This window comes from Streptomyces sp. NPDC091209 (assembly GCF_044757755.1).
GTDB lineage: Bacteria > Actinomycetota > Actinomycetes > Streptomycetales > Streptomycetaceae > Streptomyces.
In genome coordinates this window covers 1,024,806-1,039,894 of sequence record NZ_JBIVVR010000001.1, presented here as the reverse complement: position 1 = coordinate 1,039,894, position 15,089 = coordinate 1,024,806, and the positions used below count along the sequence as shown (strand labels likewise).

At 70.6% G+C, this 15,089-nt stretch carries 13 protein-coding genes; 12 read left to right on the top strand and 1 reads right to left on the bottom strand.

All coding sequences use genetic code 11. The annotated features are described in order from the left end of the window. The first annotated feature begins 212 nt into the window (after positions 1 to 212). The 9 genes from ACIQRL_RS04560 to ACIQRL_RS04520 all read left to right on the top strand — a co-directional run bounded on the left by ACIQRL_RS04560 (position 213) and on the right by ACIQRL_RS04520 (position 12,409). A complete protein-coding gene (locus ACIQRL_RS04560; RefSeq protein WP_401326904.1) occupies positions 213 to 1,400 on the top strand; it encodes a hypothetical protein in 1,188 nt (395 codons plus the stop codon). Between the two features lie 193 nt (positions 1,401 to 1,593). Beyond that, on the top strand, positions 1,594 to 3,093 hold the full coding sequence (locus ACIQRL_RS04555; RefSeq protein WP_401326902.1) for a D-ribitol-5-phosphate cytidylyltransferase: 1,500 nt from the start codon (positions 1,594 to 1,596) through the stop codon (positions 3,091 to 3,093). A 168-nt stretch (positions 3,094 to 3,261) separates the two neighbouring features. Continuing rightward, positions 3,262 to 5,358, top strand: a complete 2,097-nt coding sequence (locus ACIQRL_RS04550; protein WP_401326900.1) for a hypothetical protein — start codon at positions 3,262 to 3,264, stop codon at positions 5,356 to 5,358. 255 nt (positions 5,359 to 5,613) lie between these two features. After that, positions 5,614 to 6,801, top strand: coding sequence for a glycosyltransferase family 2 protein (locus tag ACIQRL_RS04545; RefSeq protein ID WP_401326897.1), 1,188 nt, complete (start codon positions 5,614 to 5,616; stop codon positions 6,799 to 6,801). Between the two features lie 230 nt (positions 6,802 to 7,031). Then, positions 7,032 to 8,138: a glutamate 5-kinase gene (gene proB, locus ACIQRL_RS04540; protein ID WP_401328090.1), complete on the top strand. Its 1,107-nt coding sequence runs from the start codon at positions 7,032 to 7,034 to the stop codon at positions 8,136 to 8,138. A gap of 298 nt (positions 8,139 to 8,436) precedes the next feature. Further along, entirely contained in the window at positions 8,437 to 8,895 is a 459-nt protein-coding gene (locus ACIQRL_RS04535) for a hypothetical protein (RefSeq protein ID WP_401328087.1), read from the top strand. 61 nt (positions 8,896 to 8,956) lie between these two features. Continuing rightward, complete coding sequence (locus tag ACIQRL_RS04530) at positions 8,957 to 10,243, top strand: glutamate-5-semialdehyde dehydrogenase (RefSeq protein ID WP_401326894.1); 1,287 nt, start codon at positions 8,957 to 8,959, stop codon at positions 10,241 to 10,243. Positions 10,244 to 10,575: 332 nt separating this feature from the next. Further along, positions 10,576 to 11,217: a hypothetical protein gene (locus ACIQRL_RS04525; RefSeq protein WP_401326892.1), complete on the top strand. Its 642-nt coding sequence runs from the start codon at positions 10,576 to 10,578 to the stop codon at positions 11,215 to 11,217. A 124-nt stretch (positions 11,218 to 11,341) separates the two neighbouring features. Beyond that, complete coding sequence (locus ACIQRL_RS04520) at positions 11,342 to 12,409, top strand: hypothetical protein (protein WP_401326889.1); 1,068 nt, start codon at positions 11,342 to 11,344, stop codon at positions 12,407 to 12,409. A gap of 76 nt (positions 12,410 to 12,485) precedes the next feature. On the opposite strand, the gene ACIQRL_RS04515 is transcribed toward ACIQRL_RS04520, so the two are convergent. Further along, positions 12,486 to 13,658, bottom strand: coding sequence for a M48 family metallopeptidase (locus tag ACIQRL_RS04515; RefSeq protein ID WP_401326886.1), 1,173 nt, complete (start codon positions 13,656 to 13,658; stop codon positions 12,486 to 12,488). Positions 13,659 to 13,728: 70 nt separating this feature from the next. Here ACIQRL_RS04515 and ACIQRL_RS04510 point away from each other — a divergent pair, with 70 nt between their 5' ends. The 3 genes from ACIQRL_RS04510 to nadD all read left to right on the top strand — a co-directional run bounded on the left by ACIQRL_RS04510 (position 13,729) and on the right by nadD (position 15,084). Next, on the top strand, positions 13,729 to 13,920 hold the full coding sequence (locus ACIQRL_RS04510) for a hypothetical protein (RefSeq protein WP_401328172.1): 192 nt from the start codon (positions 13,729 to 13,731) through the stop codon (positions 13,918 to 13,920). Between the two features lie 200 nt (positions 13,921 to 14,120). Continuing rightward, a complete protein-coding gene (locus ACIQRL_RS04505; RefSeq protein ID WP_401326883.1) occupies positions 14,121 to 14,282 on the top strand; it encodes a hypothetical protein in 162 nt (53 codons plus the stop codon). 70 nt (positions 14,283 to 14,352) lie between these two features. Then, positions 14,353 to 15,084 carry a nicotinate-nucleotide adenylyltransferase gene (nadD, locus tag ACIQRL_RS04500; RefSeq protein ID WP_401326880.1) on the top strand — a complete coding sequence of 244 codons (732 nt, stop codon included), beginning with the start codon at positions 14,353 to 14,355 and terminating at the stop codon, positions 15,082 to 15,084. The last annotated feature ends 5 nt before the right edge of the window (positions 15,085 to 15,089 follow it).

Genomic DNA, 15,089 nt, shown 5'->3' with positions numbered 1-15,089 from the left:
GCCGTGCCGGTCGCGCTCGCCGTGCCGGTCGTGCGTGTCGCACGCGCCGCGCCCGTCGCGTACGTCGCTCCCGCCTTGTCCGGTCCCCGATCGCCCCGGTCCCCGATCGCCCCGGTCCCTGATCGCCCCCGGGCCCGAGAGCCCCGGGACTCACTGGAGTCCCAGGGCATTCTCACGTGGTGCTCAGCATCCGTCCTTAGCCTCCTCACACCATGGAGACCGACTGTTCGACACCTGACACGACAGCCCCCGTGGCGGCCGCGCCGCTGCCCGTCGGAACCCGGCTGCTGCACATCGGCCCGCACAAGACCGGGACCACCTCGATCCAGGGCGCCCTGTTCGCGGCGAAGGACGCGATGGCCGCCCACGGCGTCGACTTCCCCGCGCACAGCAGACACCCGATGGAAGCCGCCCTCGCGGTCTGCGGCCGGCCCGGCATGATGGGCGACACCCGGCCGGCCGAGCGGCACTGGCGTCGGCTGCTCGACGCCGTGCACGCCACCGGCGGGCGCACCTCACTGGTCAGCAGCGAGTTCTTCGCCGACGCTCCCGACGACGAGACCGTCGCCCGGATCACGGGTGACCTGGGCCGCGACCGGGTCCATGTCCTGGTCACGCTGCGCCCGCTGGCGAAGATCATGCCCTCGCAGTGGCAGCAGTACGTGCAGAACGGTCTGCGCATGGGATACGAGGACTGGCTCGACCACATGCTGCGCCGCGCTCCGTACGAGAAGCCCAACCCGAGCTTCTGGCGGCGCCACCGGCACGACCGGCTCGTCGAGCGCTGGACGCGGGTCGTGGGCGCCGGGAACATCACGGTCGTGGTGGTCGACGACCGCGACCGCGACGGCCTGATGCGCGTTTTCGAGTCGCTGCTCGGGCTGCCCGGAGGCCTTCTGGCGGAGGTCCCGGACACGGCCAACCGCTCCCTCACCCTGGCCGAGACCGAAATGCTGCGGCTGCTCAACGTGGAATTCCGCGGCAACGGGCTCCCGGACGAGATCTATTCGAAGCTCGTGCGGAACGGCGCGGTCCCGCGGCTCAAGAACGCCTGCCGTCCCCCGTCGGACGACGTCCGGATCAGCACTCCGGTGTGGGCGCTGGAGGCGGCCGGGGCCATCGGCGCGGAGATGGCCGGACGGATCGGCGCCCTGGGCGTCCGGGTCATCGGTGATCCGGCGCTGCTGTCCGCCGTACCGTCCCCGGCGCGGTCCGGCACCGCGCCGGCGGTGCCGCGGATCGACCCCGAGGCCGCCGCCCAGGCGCTGTACGGAGCGCTCGCCGCGGCCGCCGCCGAGCCCGCGCGCGACGCCGGGATCCGTTCGGTTCAGCGGACGCCGTCGGGGGAACTCGTCCGTGTGCTCGGCCACCGGGCGCTCAGGCGTCTGAGAAGAACGTGAGGATCGCGCGCGAGACGTGTGCAGTTACTCACAGCAAATACGGACAATCCGGACCGGTGTTTCCGAAGTCTCCTGCATGCAAGGTGAATAGCCGGTTGCGCGCACATATGCGGCAGGCGGCGCTCACCTTGCATGGCGGTAACCGTAGGTGGGACCATTCCCGGGTTCCCTGTCGCCCCAAGGTAGGTCACCTGTGTCTGAGCACTCTGCCAAGCCCCGTACCACCGCAGTGATCCTGGCCGGCGGCACCGGTCAGCGGGTGGGACTGTCGATTCCGAAGCAACTGCTGAAGATCGCCGGCAAGGCGGTCATCGAGCACACGCTGACCACCTTCGAGCAGGCCGACTCGATCGACGACATCATCGTTCTCATGGCCCCGGGCTATGTGCCGGACGTCGAGAAGATCGTCGCGAAGGCGGGCTTCACCAAGGTGACCCGGGTCATCGAGGGCGGCTCGACGCGGAACGAGACGACCGAGCGCGCCATCGCCGCCCTCGGCGAGGGCCTGGCCGAAGGGGAGGACGCGAACGTCCTGTTCCACGACGCCGTGCGCCCCCTGCTGTCCGAGCGGGTCATAGAGGACTGCGTCACGGCCCTGGAGCGCTACCAGGCCGTCGACGTCGCCATCCCGTCCGCGGACACGATCATCGTGACCCGCACCCACGGCGAGGACGGCGAGTTCATCACCGAGATCCCGGACCGCTCCCGGCTGCGCCGCGGCCAGACGCCCCAGGCGTTCAAGCTGTCCACCATCCGCCGCGCCTACCAGGTCGCGGCCGGTGACCCCAACTTCCAGGCCACGGACGACTGCTCGGTCGTGCTCAAGTATCTGCCGGACGTGCCGATCCACGTCGTGGCGGGCGACGAGTACAACATGAAGGTCACCCAGCCCGTCGACGTCTTCATCGCCGACAAGCTCTTCCAGCTCGCCTCCACCGCCGCGCCCGAGCAGGCCGACGAGGCCGCCTACCGCGAGCTGCTCACCGGCAAGACCCTCGTCGTCTTCGGCGGTTCGTACGGCATCGGCAAGGACATAGCCGAGCTCGCCGAGGCCTACGGCGCGAAGACGTACGCGCTCGGCCGCTCCACCACCGGCACGCACGTCGAGAACCCCGAGGAGGTCGACGACGCGCTCTCCACGGCGTACGCGGAGACCGGGCGCATCGACTACGTCATCAACACCGCGGGTGTGCTGCGCATCGGCAAGCTGGCCGAGACGGACAACGCGACCATCGAGGAAGCGCTGAAGGTCAACTACCTGGCCCCGGTGCAGATCGCCCGCTCCTCGTACAAGTACCTGGCGGAGACCAGGGGGCAGCTGCTGCTCTACACCTCCAGCAGCTACACCCGGGGCCGCGCCGAGTACAGCCTCTACTCCTCCACCAAGGCCGCCATGGTGAACCTGACCCAGGCGCTGTCCGACGAGTGGGCGGGCGACGCCATCCGCGTCAACTGCATCAACCCCGAGCGCACCGCGACCCCCATGCGCACCAAGGCGTTCGGCCAGGAGCCCGCGGGTTCGCTGCTGTCCTCCGAGGCCGTGGCGCGCACCTCCCTGGACGTCCTGCTCTCCGAGCTCACCGGTCACGTCATCGACGTCCGCCAGCAGGACCCCACGGCGGGCGCGGGCAGGGCCTCCGGTTTCGAGGCGGCTCTGGCCAGCGTCCTGGACCGCCAGGACGGCGTGGCATAATCAAAAACGAATAGTCTTTCGGAATTCAGGCCTTTGTGTCCGCGCGTTCGCCGCGTATTCACAAAGGCCTGACTCCGTAAAGTTCACTTTTCGCTTTTGGTTCATCTTCGGTATCAAAAGAACTTTTGGTATCAAACCGGCACTCACCCCTCAAGAGCAGGTTTCTCCGTGATTTCCACCGCTATTCGCGTCGCCCGGGTGGGCAGCGCGGCCGAGCTGGCGGCGGCGGCCCTCATGATGCTGGGCTTCCCCTGCCTGATGCTCGCCGCGCTCCTGCCGAGCGTCGACGCCTTCGCGGCCGCGGCCGCCGTGACGTATCTGGCGGACCACTATCTGCACCGGCGTGGCAGCTATCTGGTCAATCGCCTCGGCAAGGTGCGGGCCGGTCTGTCCATCAGGTTCCTGATCCGGCAGTTGCTGCTCGTCCTGCTCCTGGCTCGGCTCGACCTGTCCGACAGCACGGTCTTCAACGCGGCCATCGCGTGCTTCCTGGCCTTCTTCGGCCTGCAGGCACCGCACGGCGCGCTGGTCACGCTGATCCAGCTGCGCCGCAAGCTGCCCGTCGCGACCCGCAACGTCGACCTGGGTTCGAGCGTGCGCATCCCGGACGCGCCGCCGGGCGCTCTGCTCTCCCGGTCCGCCGAGAAGATGCTCCACCTCGACCTGGTGGCCGTCGCCGGCCTCCTGATCACGGGGGCGACCGACAACAGCGTCTACGGTTTCGTGGGCATCGCCGTGTCGCTGGTGCTGGCCCTGGGCTGTGTCGTAGCCCTCGTCCCGTTCGTGCGCGGCCGCAGGATCCCGCCCAAGGGCGAGACGGTCCTCGCGGCGGTCGACGACTGGCTGCGTGAGTACCGTCCGGAGACGGTGCTCTACTTCTCCGGCTCCAAGGACTCCGCGTACCAGGCCAACATGTGGCTGGAGACGATGGAGCAGCTGGACACCCGGCCGCTGATCATCCTCCGCGAGCGGGCGGTCCTGGAGCGTGTGGCGCCCACCACGGTGCCGGTCATCTGCGTGCCCGGAGGGGTGCACCTGATGAACATGGACCTGTCGACGGTACGGGTCGCGCTCTACCCGGCGAACGTCGGCAAGAACATCCACATGCTGCGCGTGCCCACCATCCAGCACGTCTTCATCGGCCACGGCGACAGCGACAAGCTCGCCAGCGTCAACCCGTTCAGCAAGGTGTACGACGAGGTGTGGACGGCGGGCCGTGCCGGCCGCGACCGTTACGCGATAGCCGACGTCGGTGTCCGCGACGACGACATCGTCGAGGTCGGCCGTCCTCAGCTGGCCCCGATCCAGACCTGGCAGGGCGTGCCCGAGGGCCGCATACCGACCGTGCTGTACGCCCCCACCTGGGAGGGCTGGGACGACAACCCCGGCAACACCTCGATCCTGCTCGCGGGCGAGAACATCGTGCGCTCCTTGCTGCAGGCCGAGCCGCCGGTCCGGGTCCTCTACAAGCCGCACCCGTTCACCGGGACCCGCAGCGCGGCGGCCAAGGCCGCGCACGGGCGGATCACCGCGCTGGTCGAGGCCGCGGGCGCCGGGCGCGCCGCCAACCCGCAGTTCGTGTCCGACCCCGCCGGACAGGCGGCGGCGAAGGAGCGACTGGCCGGCATCGAGGCCCGTATCGCCGTGCTGACCGGTTCCGACGGGAACGGCGACGAGGCCGAGGCCACCCGCGACGGGCTCGTCGACATGGCCCGGCACACCGAGGTCGCCCGGCTGCGCGCCGAGTGGAACGACGCCTACTGGCGTTCCTTCAGCACCGCCGAGCACCGCGTCATCACGGGTGCCGAACCGCGTCTGTACGACTGCTTCAACGTCTCCGACGCGATGGTCTCGGACATCTCCAGCGTGGTCTCCGACTTCATCGCGAGCGGCAAGCCGTACGCCGTCACGGACTCCGCGGAGCTCGGCGCCGAGGAGTTCAAGCGCCAGAACACCGCGGTGCGCGGCGCCGTGATCCTGTCCAACTCGGCAGCCGAACTGGGCGAGTTGCTCGACGCGGTGACCGACCCGGCGGCGGACGCGCAGGCATCCGGCCGCCAGGAGCTCAAGCGCTACCTGCTCGGCCCGGACGAGCCGGCCTCGATCGACCAGTTCAACTCCGCGGTGCGGGAGCTGGCACGGCAGGCCGAGCGGCGCAACCTCGGCCAGAAGAACGGCACTTCGGCGGCGGCCGTGAACCTCGCGGCCGCGGTACCCGGCCAGCGGGTGACCGGCGAGGCGGACGGCGCCACGGTCACCGGCTGATCCGGTCCGTAGGCACACAGGGGCATGGCCCCGGGGAGTTCTCCCCGGGGCCATGCCCCTTTCTTACGCTTATAGCCGTTTCTCTTACATCCTTCTGTAATTCTTCACGGGTAAGTCACCCGCCGTTTCCTGTGACCTGAGTCACGAAATGAGGAGGTCCGGGCAACCGTTCCGTACTTCCAGTCGTCTCCTAAGTAGCGATTGAGGTGATAAGCGGGAAATGTTCTCGTGACATGTTCCAAACAAGGGGGAAACGTGACGCTGCCTGATGTGACCATCGTCATCGGGGCGTACGAAGCGATGCCGTACCTCGTCAAGTGCCTGGAATCCGTGGAGAACCAGACGCTCGGCCCCGAACGCATCGAGGTAGTCGCCGTCGACGACGGGTCCACGGACGGCACGGGGGAGTATCTGGAGAAGTTCGCCGAGCGGGCGGCCATGTCCGTGACGGTGATCCGGCAGGCCAACTCGGGCGGCCCCAGCGGCCCGCGCAACGTCGGCCTCAGCAAGGCGCGGGGACGTTACGTCTTCTTCCTCGACGCCGACGACTACTTCGGCGACGAGGCCCTGGAGCGCATGGTCGCCATGGCCGACGAGCAGCGCACGGACGTCGTGCTCGGCAAGGTCGTCGGGGTCAACAGGACCGCTCCGAGGTCGATGTGGGACAAGAACCAGCCCCGTACCGACGTCTTCTCCTCGAACATCAAGTTCACCCTCAGCGCGCAGAAGCTCTTCCGTCGCGACCTGCTCACCCGGCACGGGATCGTCTTCGACGAGTCGCTGAAGACCGGCGAGGACGCGCTGTTCACGATGGAGGCCTATCTCCGCGCCGACGGCGTCTCCGTGATCTCCGACTATGCCTGCTACCACCTGGTCGGCCGCGACGACGGCAAGCACGTGACCAAGAGCGGCGGTTACAGCCTGCGCTTCGACTCGGCCCGCGCCCTGATGGGCCTCATAGCCGAGTACGTACCCGCCGGGCCGCGCCGCGACAACCTGATGGTCCGGCCGTTCCTGATCACCCTGCTCCCGCAGTTCGGCCCGGGCCTCCTGAAGCAGAGCGAGGAAGTGCGGCGGCACAAACTCGAGCTGGCCAAGCCGCTGATGGACGCCTACTGGCACGACGGCGTCGCCACCCGTCTCAAGGTCCACGAGCGGCTGCGGCTGCATCTGGTGGCCCGCGGCCGCGGCGATCTCCTCCTCGACGTGGTGGAGTTCGTCAAGGCGAAGAAGACCCCAGGGGTCGTGCTGGAGTCCCGCGGCCGCAAGGCCTACCTCGCCTATCCGCACTTCCGCGACGAGGCCGCCGGCATCCCGGACGGCTACTACGTCCCGGCGGCCCGTGAGGCGGTCGCCATCGACGGCTTCAAACCCCGTCCGCCACGCCTCCGGCTCCTGCGCCGGGTGGCACGGCGGGTACGGAGGGCCCTGCGCCGGGCCTGAACCGCCGAGGCCCCACCGGCCTACTGGGCCATGAGGAACGCGTACGGCGTTTTCTGTGTGAGCGGCTCGTGATCGCGCGGCTACGCGGTGCCGTCCGTCTGCTGGACCGGCGGGCCAACCTCCTTCCCCTTCGCGTAGATTGCGGGGCGGGGGCACCCGGACCGACCCGAGGGGACACGCAGCAGGTGGCAGCGGCAAGGCACACCGAGACGCACGCCGGCAGGGACGCTGTGGCGCAGGCCCACAGGGTCGTCGTCAAGGTGGGCTCCTCGTCGCTCACCACGGCCTCCGGCGGCCTCGACGCGGACCGGGTCGACGCCCTCGTGGACGTCCTCGCCAAGGCGCGCGACGGCGGCGAGAAGGAGATCGTCCTCGTCTCCTCCGGTGCCATCGCCGCGGGACTCGCGCCGCTCGGACTGCGCCGCCGCCCCAAGGACCTCGCCCGCCAGCAGGCCGCCGCCAGTGTCGGCCAAGGCCTGCTGATGGCCCGCTACACGGCTTCCTTCGCCCGCTACGGCATCCGCGTCGGACAGGTGCTCCTCACCTCCGACGACACCAGCCGGCGCGCCCACCACCGCAACGCCTCGCGCACCCTCGACGAACTCCTCGCGATGGGCGCCCTGCCCGTCGTCAACGAGAACGACACGGTGGCCACCGACGAGATCCGCTTCGGCGACAACGACCGGCTCGCCGCCCTCGTCGCCCATCTCGTACGCGCCGATCTGCTCGTCCTGCTCTCCGACGTCGACGGCGTCTACGACGGAGACCCCAGCAAGCCCGGCACCTCGCGGATCGCGCAGGTGCGGGAACCCGCGGACCTCGCCGGCATCGAGATCGGCAGCTCGGGCAAGGCCGGCGTCGGCACCGGCGGCATGGTCACCAAGGTCGAGGCGGCCAGGATCGCCGCCGCGGCCGGCATCCCGGTGGTGCTGACCAGCGCGGTCCACGCCGCCGACGCCTTCGCGGGCCGCGACACGGGCACCTTCTTCCACGCCACCGGCAAGCGGTCCGCCGACCGGCTGCTGTGGCTCCAGCACGCCTCCACCCCGCAGGGCGCGATCACCCTGGACGACGGCGCCGTGCGTGCGGTCGTCCAGCGGCGCACCTCGCTGCTGCCCGCGGGCATCGCGGCCGTCGAGGGCGAGTTCACCGCGGGCGACCCCGTCGAGCTGCGCGACAGCACGGGCCGGGCCGTCGCGCGGGGACTGGTGAACTTCGACGCCAAGGAGATCCCCCAGCTGATCGGCCGCTCCACCCGGGAGCTGGCGCGTGAACTGGGCCCCGCGTACGAGCGCGAGGTCGTGCACCGCGACGACCTCGTCCTGCTGAATCCGTAGAAGACGATCTCCGCCGTCCGCATCCCGGAAACAGCCGTTCCACCACCCGCGTCCCTGAGACACGCGTCCCGTCCTGCGGATGTCACGGAGTCCTCACCGGCCGGGCGCCGGTTCCGGAGCCCCGCGCGCGTCGCCGAAACGGCTGTCCACTACACCCGTAAACGGCCGATTCCCCCGCCCCCACCGGGGGACGTTCCGTAAAACCGCCACACGGCGGCTTCTCACCTGCTCAACTTTGTGGCAGGGAGAGTCCGGGATTCGGTACCACCATCGGGTAAAGGAGGCCGTCGTGAGACGAGTGCGCCCTGGGGCGGCGGCGTCCCGCGGTGGTCCCGCCTCGCGCGCGATGGGCGAGGAGCGGGCCCTGACCAGTGTCGCCGCCGGTGACACCTACGAGGGCGAGCAGCCGGCCGACCAGCCCCGGCTGTGGCACGTCACGCTGAGCGTGTCCGGCGGCGAAGCCCCGCTGACCGAGGTGCGACGCGGTCTCGAACAGCTCGCCCACGACCACCCGTTCCTGCTGACCAGCCGGTACGCCAACGACCACGCGGAGATCCGCTACTGGGAAGAGGCCCGCGATCTGCACGACGCGGCGGCCGTCGCGCTGCGCCTGTGGGGCGAGCACCGGCAGACCGCCAAACTCCCGCCCTGGGAGATCGTCGGCCTGGAGGTCATCGACCGCGAGACCTACCACCAGCGGATCGCGGAAGGGTACGGACCACTGCCGGCGACACCCGTCGGAGTTCACCCCTTTTGAACCCGTCTCGCCGTGTGGGACAACCGCCGGCCCGCCCCGCCCGGCCCACTACCCTTCCCTCATGACCACGCTCTCGCCGTACGACTCCATGTCCCCGGTGGCCCAGGCCGCCTATCGCGCGAAGTCCGCCGCCGCCGACCTGGCGCCTCTGCCGCGGGCCGAGAAGGACGACGCGCTGCTCGCGATCGCGGACGCGCTGGAAGTCCGTACGAGCGAAATCGTCGCCGCCAACGCCAAGGACATCGCGAAGGCCCGCGAGGCCGGGACCAGCGAGAGCGTCATCGACCGGCTCACGCTCACCCCCGAGCGCGTGCGCGCCATCGCCTCCGACGTCCGGGACGTGGTGGCGCTGCCCGACCCGGTGGGCGAGGTCGTCCGCGGCTCGACCCTCCCCAACGGCATCGACCTGCGCCAGGTCCGCGTCCCCCTCGGCGTCGTCGGCATCATCTACGAGGCCCGCCCGAACGTGACCGTCGACGCGGCCGCCCTGTGCCTGAAGTCCGGCAACGCGGTCCTGCTGCGCGGCTCCTCCTCCGCCTACGAGTCGAACACGGCCCTCGTCCGGGTCCTGCGCGACGCCGTGGGCGGCGCCGGACTGCCCGCCGACGCCGTCCAGCTCGTACCCGGCGAGGGCCGCGAGTCGGTCCGTGAGCTGATGCGCGCCCGCGGCCTGGTCGACGTCCTCATCCCGCGCGGGGGAGCGTCCCTGATCCGCACGGTCGTCCAGGAATCCATCGTCCCGGTCATCGAGACCGGCACCGGAAACTGCCATGTGTACGTCGACGCCCAGGCGGACCTCGACATGGCCGTCGACATCCTGATCAACTCCAAGGCCCAGCGGCCCAGCGTCTGCAACTCCGCCGAGACCCTCCTCGTCCACCAGGACATCGCCGCCGCGTTCCTGCCGCGTGCCCTGGACGCCCTCGCGGACGCCGGGGTCACCGTGCATGCCGACGAGCGCGTCCTCGCCTACGCCAAGGACTCCAAGGCCACCGTCGTGGAGGCCACGGCCGAGGACTGGGACACCGAGTACCTGTCCTACGACATCGCGGCGGGCGTCGTGGACTCCCTCGACAAGGCCGTGTCGCACATCCGGCTGTGGAGTTCCGGCCACACCGAGGCCATCGTGACCACCTCGCAGCAGGCCGCCCGCCGCTTCACCCAGCTGGTCGACTCCACGACGGTCGCGGTGAACGCCTCGACCCGCTTCACCGACGGCGGCCAGTTCGGCTTCGGCGCCGAGATCGGCATCTCCACACAGAAGCTCCACGCGCGCGGTCCGATGGGGCTGCCGGAGCTGACGAGCACGAAGTACATCGTCACGGGCGACGGCCACATCCGCCGCTGAGACAGCGGCGGGGGCGGCGCGCCCTGGGCGGCGCGGCCACGGAGCGGGCGGAAACGTTCCCCCGGCCGGGACCGGGCGCACGGCGGCCTCGTACGGCCGCAGCCGCGCGCCGGGCGAGCCGCGGGCTTCCGCGGGACCCGGGCACCCCTCGAAGGCCCGGAGGCGGGCCGGGAGGGCGTACGGGGCGCCCGTGAGCCGTGTGCCGAGGGCGCGCGCAGGGCGTACGGGCGGCGCGGTGCCGAGCGCCGGGGCGCGCGGCGGACGGCGCACGGCCCGCGATCCGCTGAGGCGCGGTCCCCCGGGCAGATGAATTTCCGTACCGTCTGCCCAAATTGACCCCCCAGGTCTACTCTGGATCCGTGCCGGAGGACGTGGGGGGCACGCCGTTCCCTGACGGCTGGGAGCCCGACGACGACCACGACCGCGGGGGCGCGGACGAAGAGTTCGCCTCCGTGGTCTTCGACGAGGACTTCGTCCGGGCGGCGGTGATCCACGAGCCGACCGCCGTGGAGAGGCTGCTCGCGGCCGCCCAGGCCCGCGCCGAGGCCTCCGAGGCCGAGGCGCGCCGGGCGCACGCCCGCGGCGCCCGGAGCGACGACGAACGCTACGAGGACGGCTTCGGCCCCGACGACCACGGCGACTTCGCCCACGACCCCGACCTGGACGATCCGGACGGCACCGAGGTCCTGGAAGGCCGCTACGGCTTCCCGGGGATGTACGGCAGGCCCTACGGGAAGCAGACCCGCTGGCACCGCCCGGTCGCCTGGATCCTCGCCCTCGTCATGGGCATCGGCATGGTCGCCCTCGCCTTCACGGCGGTCTACCGGGGCGCCTCCTCGGGCGGCCGGGACCAGGTCCCCTCACCCGCCTCCTCCGGCCTCGAACAGGGCCGGGAGAAAGCCACCGGCACCGGCCCCTCCGCCTCCGCCTCCTATTCCCAGCCGGCGGTGTCGGCGGTGCCGCGAACGCCCTGAGGCCGGTCTTCCTTCCACGGCACGGACGATCCGTCGCACAGCGTGACCGTCCTGGTGAGAACCTGTCAGAACTTGTCGCGTACCACAGCGTTTACCAGAGCTCCCGGAGACCTACTCTGAATGTATGGGCGGGCCTGGAGACCCACCTGAGGGGACACCCGAGGGTGCTCCCGCTGGTGGAGAGGACGAGTACCGATCCGTCGTCTTCGACGAGTCGTTCGTCCGGGCTGCCCGTCTCCAGGAGTTCTCCGCCCAGGAGCGCATGGCCGACCACAGCCCGGCCGTACGCCGTCGCCCGCCCCTTCAGCGCGGACTGTCCCGGCAGGCACTGATCCTCGTCCTGCTGATAGCCATCGCCTTCGGCACCGCGATCTACATGGGTGTTCGCCACCCGTACGAGACCCCCGCCACCCAGTCGGCCGAACCGCTGCGGATGACCGTGATCCCGCTGGCCCCGCAGACCGCCGTGCCCGGCTCCGCGAGCACCGACCAGTTGTACGCCGACAGCCCGGCCGCCCAGTTCCGCATCGGCGCCGACGGCATCACGTTCCCCGCCGTCCGGCGCACCCCGCACTTCTCCGACAGCCAGGTCGTCACCGCCCTGACCACAGCCAAGGACTACCTCGTCGAATCGTCCCTCGACCCGAGCGTGCTGACCGCGGGCGCCACCCGGCCCGTACGGATCCTGCTCGACCCGCGGCAGTTCGACCAGTTCGACCAGAGCTTCGACCACCCGGTCGCCGACGGACGGCACGCCCCGACCGGCTGGCTGGTCCGCTTCGACGCGACCCGGGCGCAGCTCGCCGACAAGGGGATACGGGTGCAGGGCACCCTCCAGGCCGCGGAGTTCGACGCGAACACCCTGGAGGTCGTCGCCGACCACACCTTCGTCTACGCGCTGAAGCCGGCCGGCGCGAACGCCCAGGCCAAGGCATCCCTGTTCACCGTCCGGCGCGAGCTGACCTTCCGCTTCGACCGCGACGACCTGCGCCTGCACCAGGCCGAGCTGGCGGTGTCCTACGTCCAGGCCGGCCCGCTCGCCTGCTCCGACGACTCGGTCAGCAAGCTCCGGCCGCTGCTCGCGGGCGAGACGGCCAAGGCGGGCGGCCCGGCCGGCACCGACCCGTACGCCACCGGCAGCGCGACCGCCCTGTGCGGTTCCCTGGCCAGGAGCGCGCAGCCGAAGATGTAGCCGGTGGCCGGTGGCCGGTAGTCGGACCGCCGGGCGGCGCCGCGGGGTCATGGCGGCGGCACCCGGCGGGGGGTGATCAGTCCTGGCCGTCGGTGTCCCGGCCGTGGGTGTCCTCGTCGTCGGAGCGGCTCTCGGGCGGCGCCTGCTCGGCACCGGCTTCCCCGGCGTTCCCGGTGCCCGTGGTGTTCCCGGCGTCCTTGGGCGCGCCGCTCGCGAAGCCCCCGAAGCCGCGCCGCACCCGGCCCCCGAGGTCGCCCGCGCCGCCGGCGATGTCGCTGACCAGCTTCATCAGCGGATCCTTGGAGTTCTTCATGTCGCTGGCGTAACTGGCCGCCGACTGCCGGAAGGAGTCCGACACCGAGGTGTCCTTGTCCGCGTCGCGTCGCGGGTAGTGGCCGTCCATGATCCGCTGGTAGTCGCGGGACTCCGCCCACTTCTTCAGCTCGGCGGCGCGGACCGCGGTGAAGGGGTGCGTACGCGGGAGCACATTGAGGATCTTGAGCACGGAGTCCCGCAGGTCGCCCGCCGACTCGTACTCCTCGGCCTGCTCCAGGAACGCGTCCACGTTCATCTCGTGCAGATGATTGCCGCCCGCGATCTTCATCAGGCCGCGCATCGAGGCCCGCAGGTCCTGGCCGACCAGGAGCCCGGCACGGTCCGCGGACAGCTCCGACTTGCGGAACCACTCGCGCAGCGCGGTCACGATGGCCATGATCGCGAGGTTCCCCAGCGGGATCCAGGCGACCCGGACCGCGAGGTTCGTCAGGAACAGCAGGATCGTGCGGTAGACGGCGTGACCGGACAGCGCGTGGCCGGCCTCGTGGCCGATGACCGACCGCATCTCCTCCTCGTCCAGCAGCTCGACGAGCCCGGTCGTCACCACGATGATCGGATCGTCCAGACCGATGCACATCGCGTTCGGCTGCGGGTCCTGGTTCACGTACATCGGTGGGACCTTCTCCAGGTCCAGGATGTAACAGGCGTCCCGCAGCATGTCGTTGAGGTGCGCGAACTGGGCGTCCGAGACGCGCACCGAGTCGGACAGGAAGAGCAGTCGCAGGCTGCGCTCGGGCAGCAGGCCGCTCAGTGCCTTGAAGACCGTGTCGAAGCCGCTGAGCTTGCGCAGGGCCACCAGGGCCGAGCGGTCCGCCGGGTGTTCGTAGGCCCGCGAGGAGATCCCCGCGAAGCGCCTGCGCTGCCTGCTCGGCGCTTTCTCGTGGCCGTTCTGGTCGTGGCCGTCGTCGGACATGTGTTCCCCCATGCGCGTCTGAGTGCCGTATGTGCCCCCAAGGCAGAGCCCAGCCTAGGCGGAGATACCGTTGACGGGCAGTACAGAGGAGGAGTCGTACGACATGGAGCACATCCCCGCAGCCGCATGGCTCACGGAAGCCGCCGACGCGGCCGGTAAGCAGGGTCCGGGCAATCTGCTCCGCGTCGTGCTGATCGTCATGATCATCGGCGTGGTGCTGGCCGCCTGGTTCCTGCTGCGCGGCTACAAGCGCGAGGACTGAGCCGACGCCGTCGGCGGCCCGGCGCGGCCGGGCGGGAGCGCCGGCCGGCGCGGTCGCCGCGACCGGCCTCCCCAACGGCGGAGTCGGCGTGTTCACGGCCGAGGCGCCCGCATACGATGGGCCGACGTCTTTATCCCGCCCTCCCCTGCTCTAGGCTTCGGCCGAACGCGGGGGACACCCATCGGATAGGTCCTGCCGAGATGAGCTTCCAGCACACTGCCGCACAGTTGGTCACCGTTGCCGCCGAGGGCGAGAACGGCGGCAACCACGAAAGCCTCAGCCCGTTCCTGACCGGCGGCGGGGCCCTGTTCATCCTGCTTCTGCTGCTGTGGATCACCACGCGCTTCAACCGCGACCGCTGAGCCCCACCGGGCCCGCTTCGGGGCCCCTGTCTGCCGGAGCCCGTCGGCCGGGCCGGTAGGGTCTGCACGCATGGGAGAGCAGGACATGCCTACCGGTCCGGCGAGTGACACGGAGAGCGGCGCCGTCGGCGAGGCCACGGGCGGCGCGAGCGGCACGGTCGGCGGTACGGCGAAGCGCCTGACGCCAGGCCCCGGCAACGGCCCCTCGAATCCGGGCAAGCGCCGGCTCGGCGTCATGGGCGGCACCTTCGACCCGATCCACCACGGGCACCTGGTCGCGGCCAGCGAGGTCGCCGCGCAGTTCCACCTCGACGAGGTGGTGTTCGTACCGACCGGGCAGCCGTGGCAGAAGACCGACCGCACGGTCACCCCGGCCGAGGACCGCTATCTGATGACGGTCATCGCGACCGCCGAGAACCCCCAGTTCTCGGTCAGCCGCATCGACATCGACCGCGGTGGCCCGACCTACACCACGGACACGCTGCGCGACCTGCGCGCGCTCAACCCGGACGCGGACCTCTTCTTCATCACCGGCGCCGACGCGCTCGGCCAGATCCTCACCTGGCGCTACACGGAAGAACTGTTCTCCCTTGCGCATTTCATCGGGGTCACCCGGCCCGGTCACACCCTGACCGACCCGGGACTCCCGGAGGGCGGTGTCTCGCTGGTCGAGGTTCCCGCGCTCGCCATCTCGTCCACAGACTGCCGTGCCAGAGTCGCCAAGGGCGACCCCGTCTGGTACCTGGTGCCGGACGGTGTGGTGCGCTACATCGACAAGCGTGAGCTGTACCGCGGCCAGTGAGCCGA

Coding starts and splice junctions, on each gene's coding strand:
- ACIQRL_RS04530 (WP_401326894.1), top strand. CDS start 8,957: ATGACCACGCTCTCGCCGTACGACTCCATGTCCCCGGTGGCCCAGGCC.
- ACIQRL_RS04520 (WP_401326889.1), top strand. CDS start 11,342: ATGGGCGGGCCTGGAGACCCACCTGAGGGGACACCCGAGGGTGCTCCC.
- ACIQRL_RS04560 (WP_401326904.1), top strand. CDS start 213: ATGGAGACCGACTGTTCGACACCTGACACGACAGCCCCCGTGGCGGCC.
- nadD (WP_401326880.1), top strand. CDS start 14,353: ATGGGAGAGCAGGACATGCCTACCGGTCCGGCGAGTGACACGGAGAGC.
- ACIQRL_RS04505 (WP_401326883.1), top strand. CDS start 14,121: ATGAGCTTCCAGCACACTGCCGCACAGTTGGTCACCGTTGCCGCCGAG.
- ACIQRL_RS04515 (WP_401326886.1), bottom strand. CDS start 13,658: ATGTCCGACGACGGCCACGACCAGAACGGCCACGAGAAAGCGCCGAGC.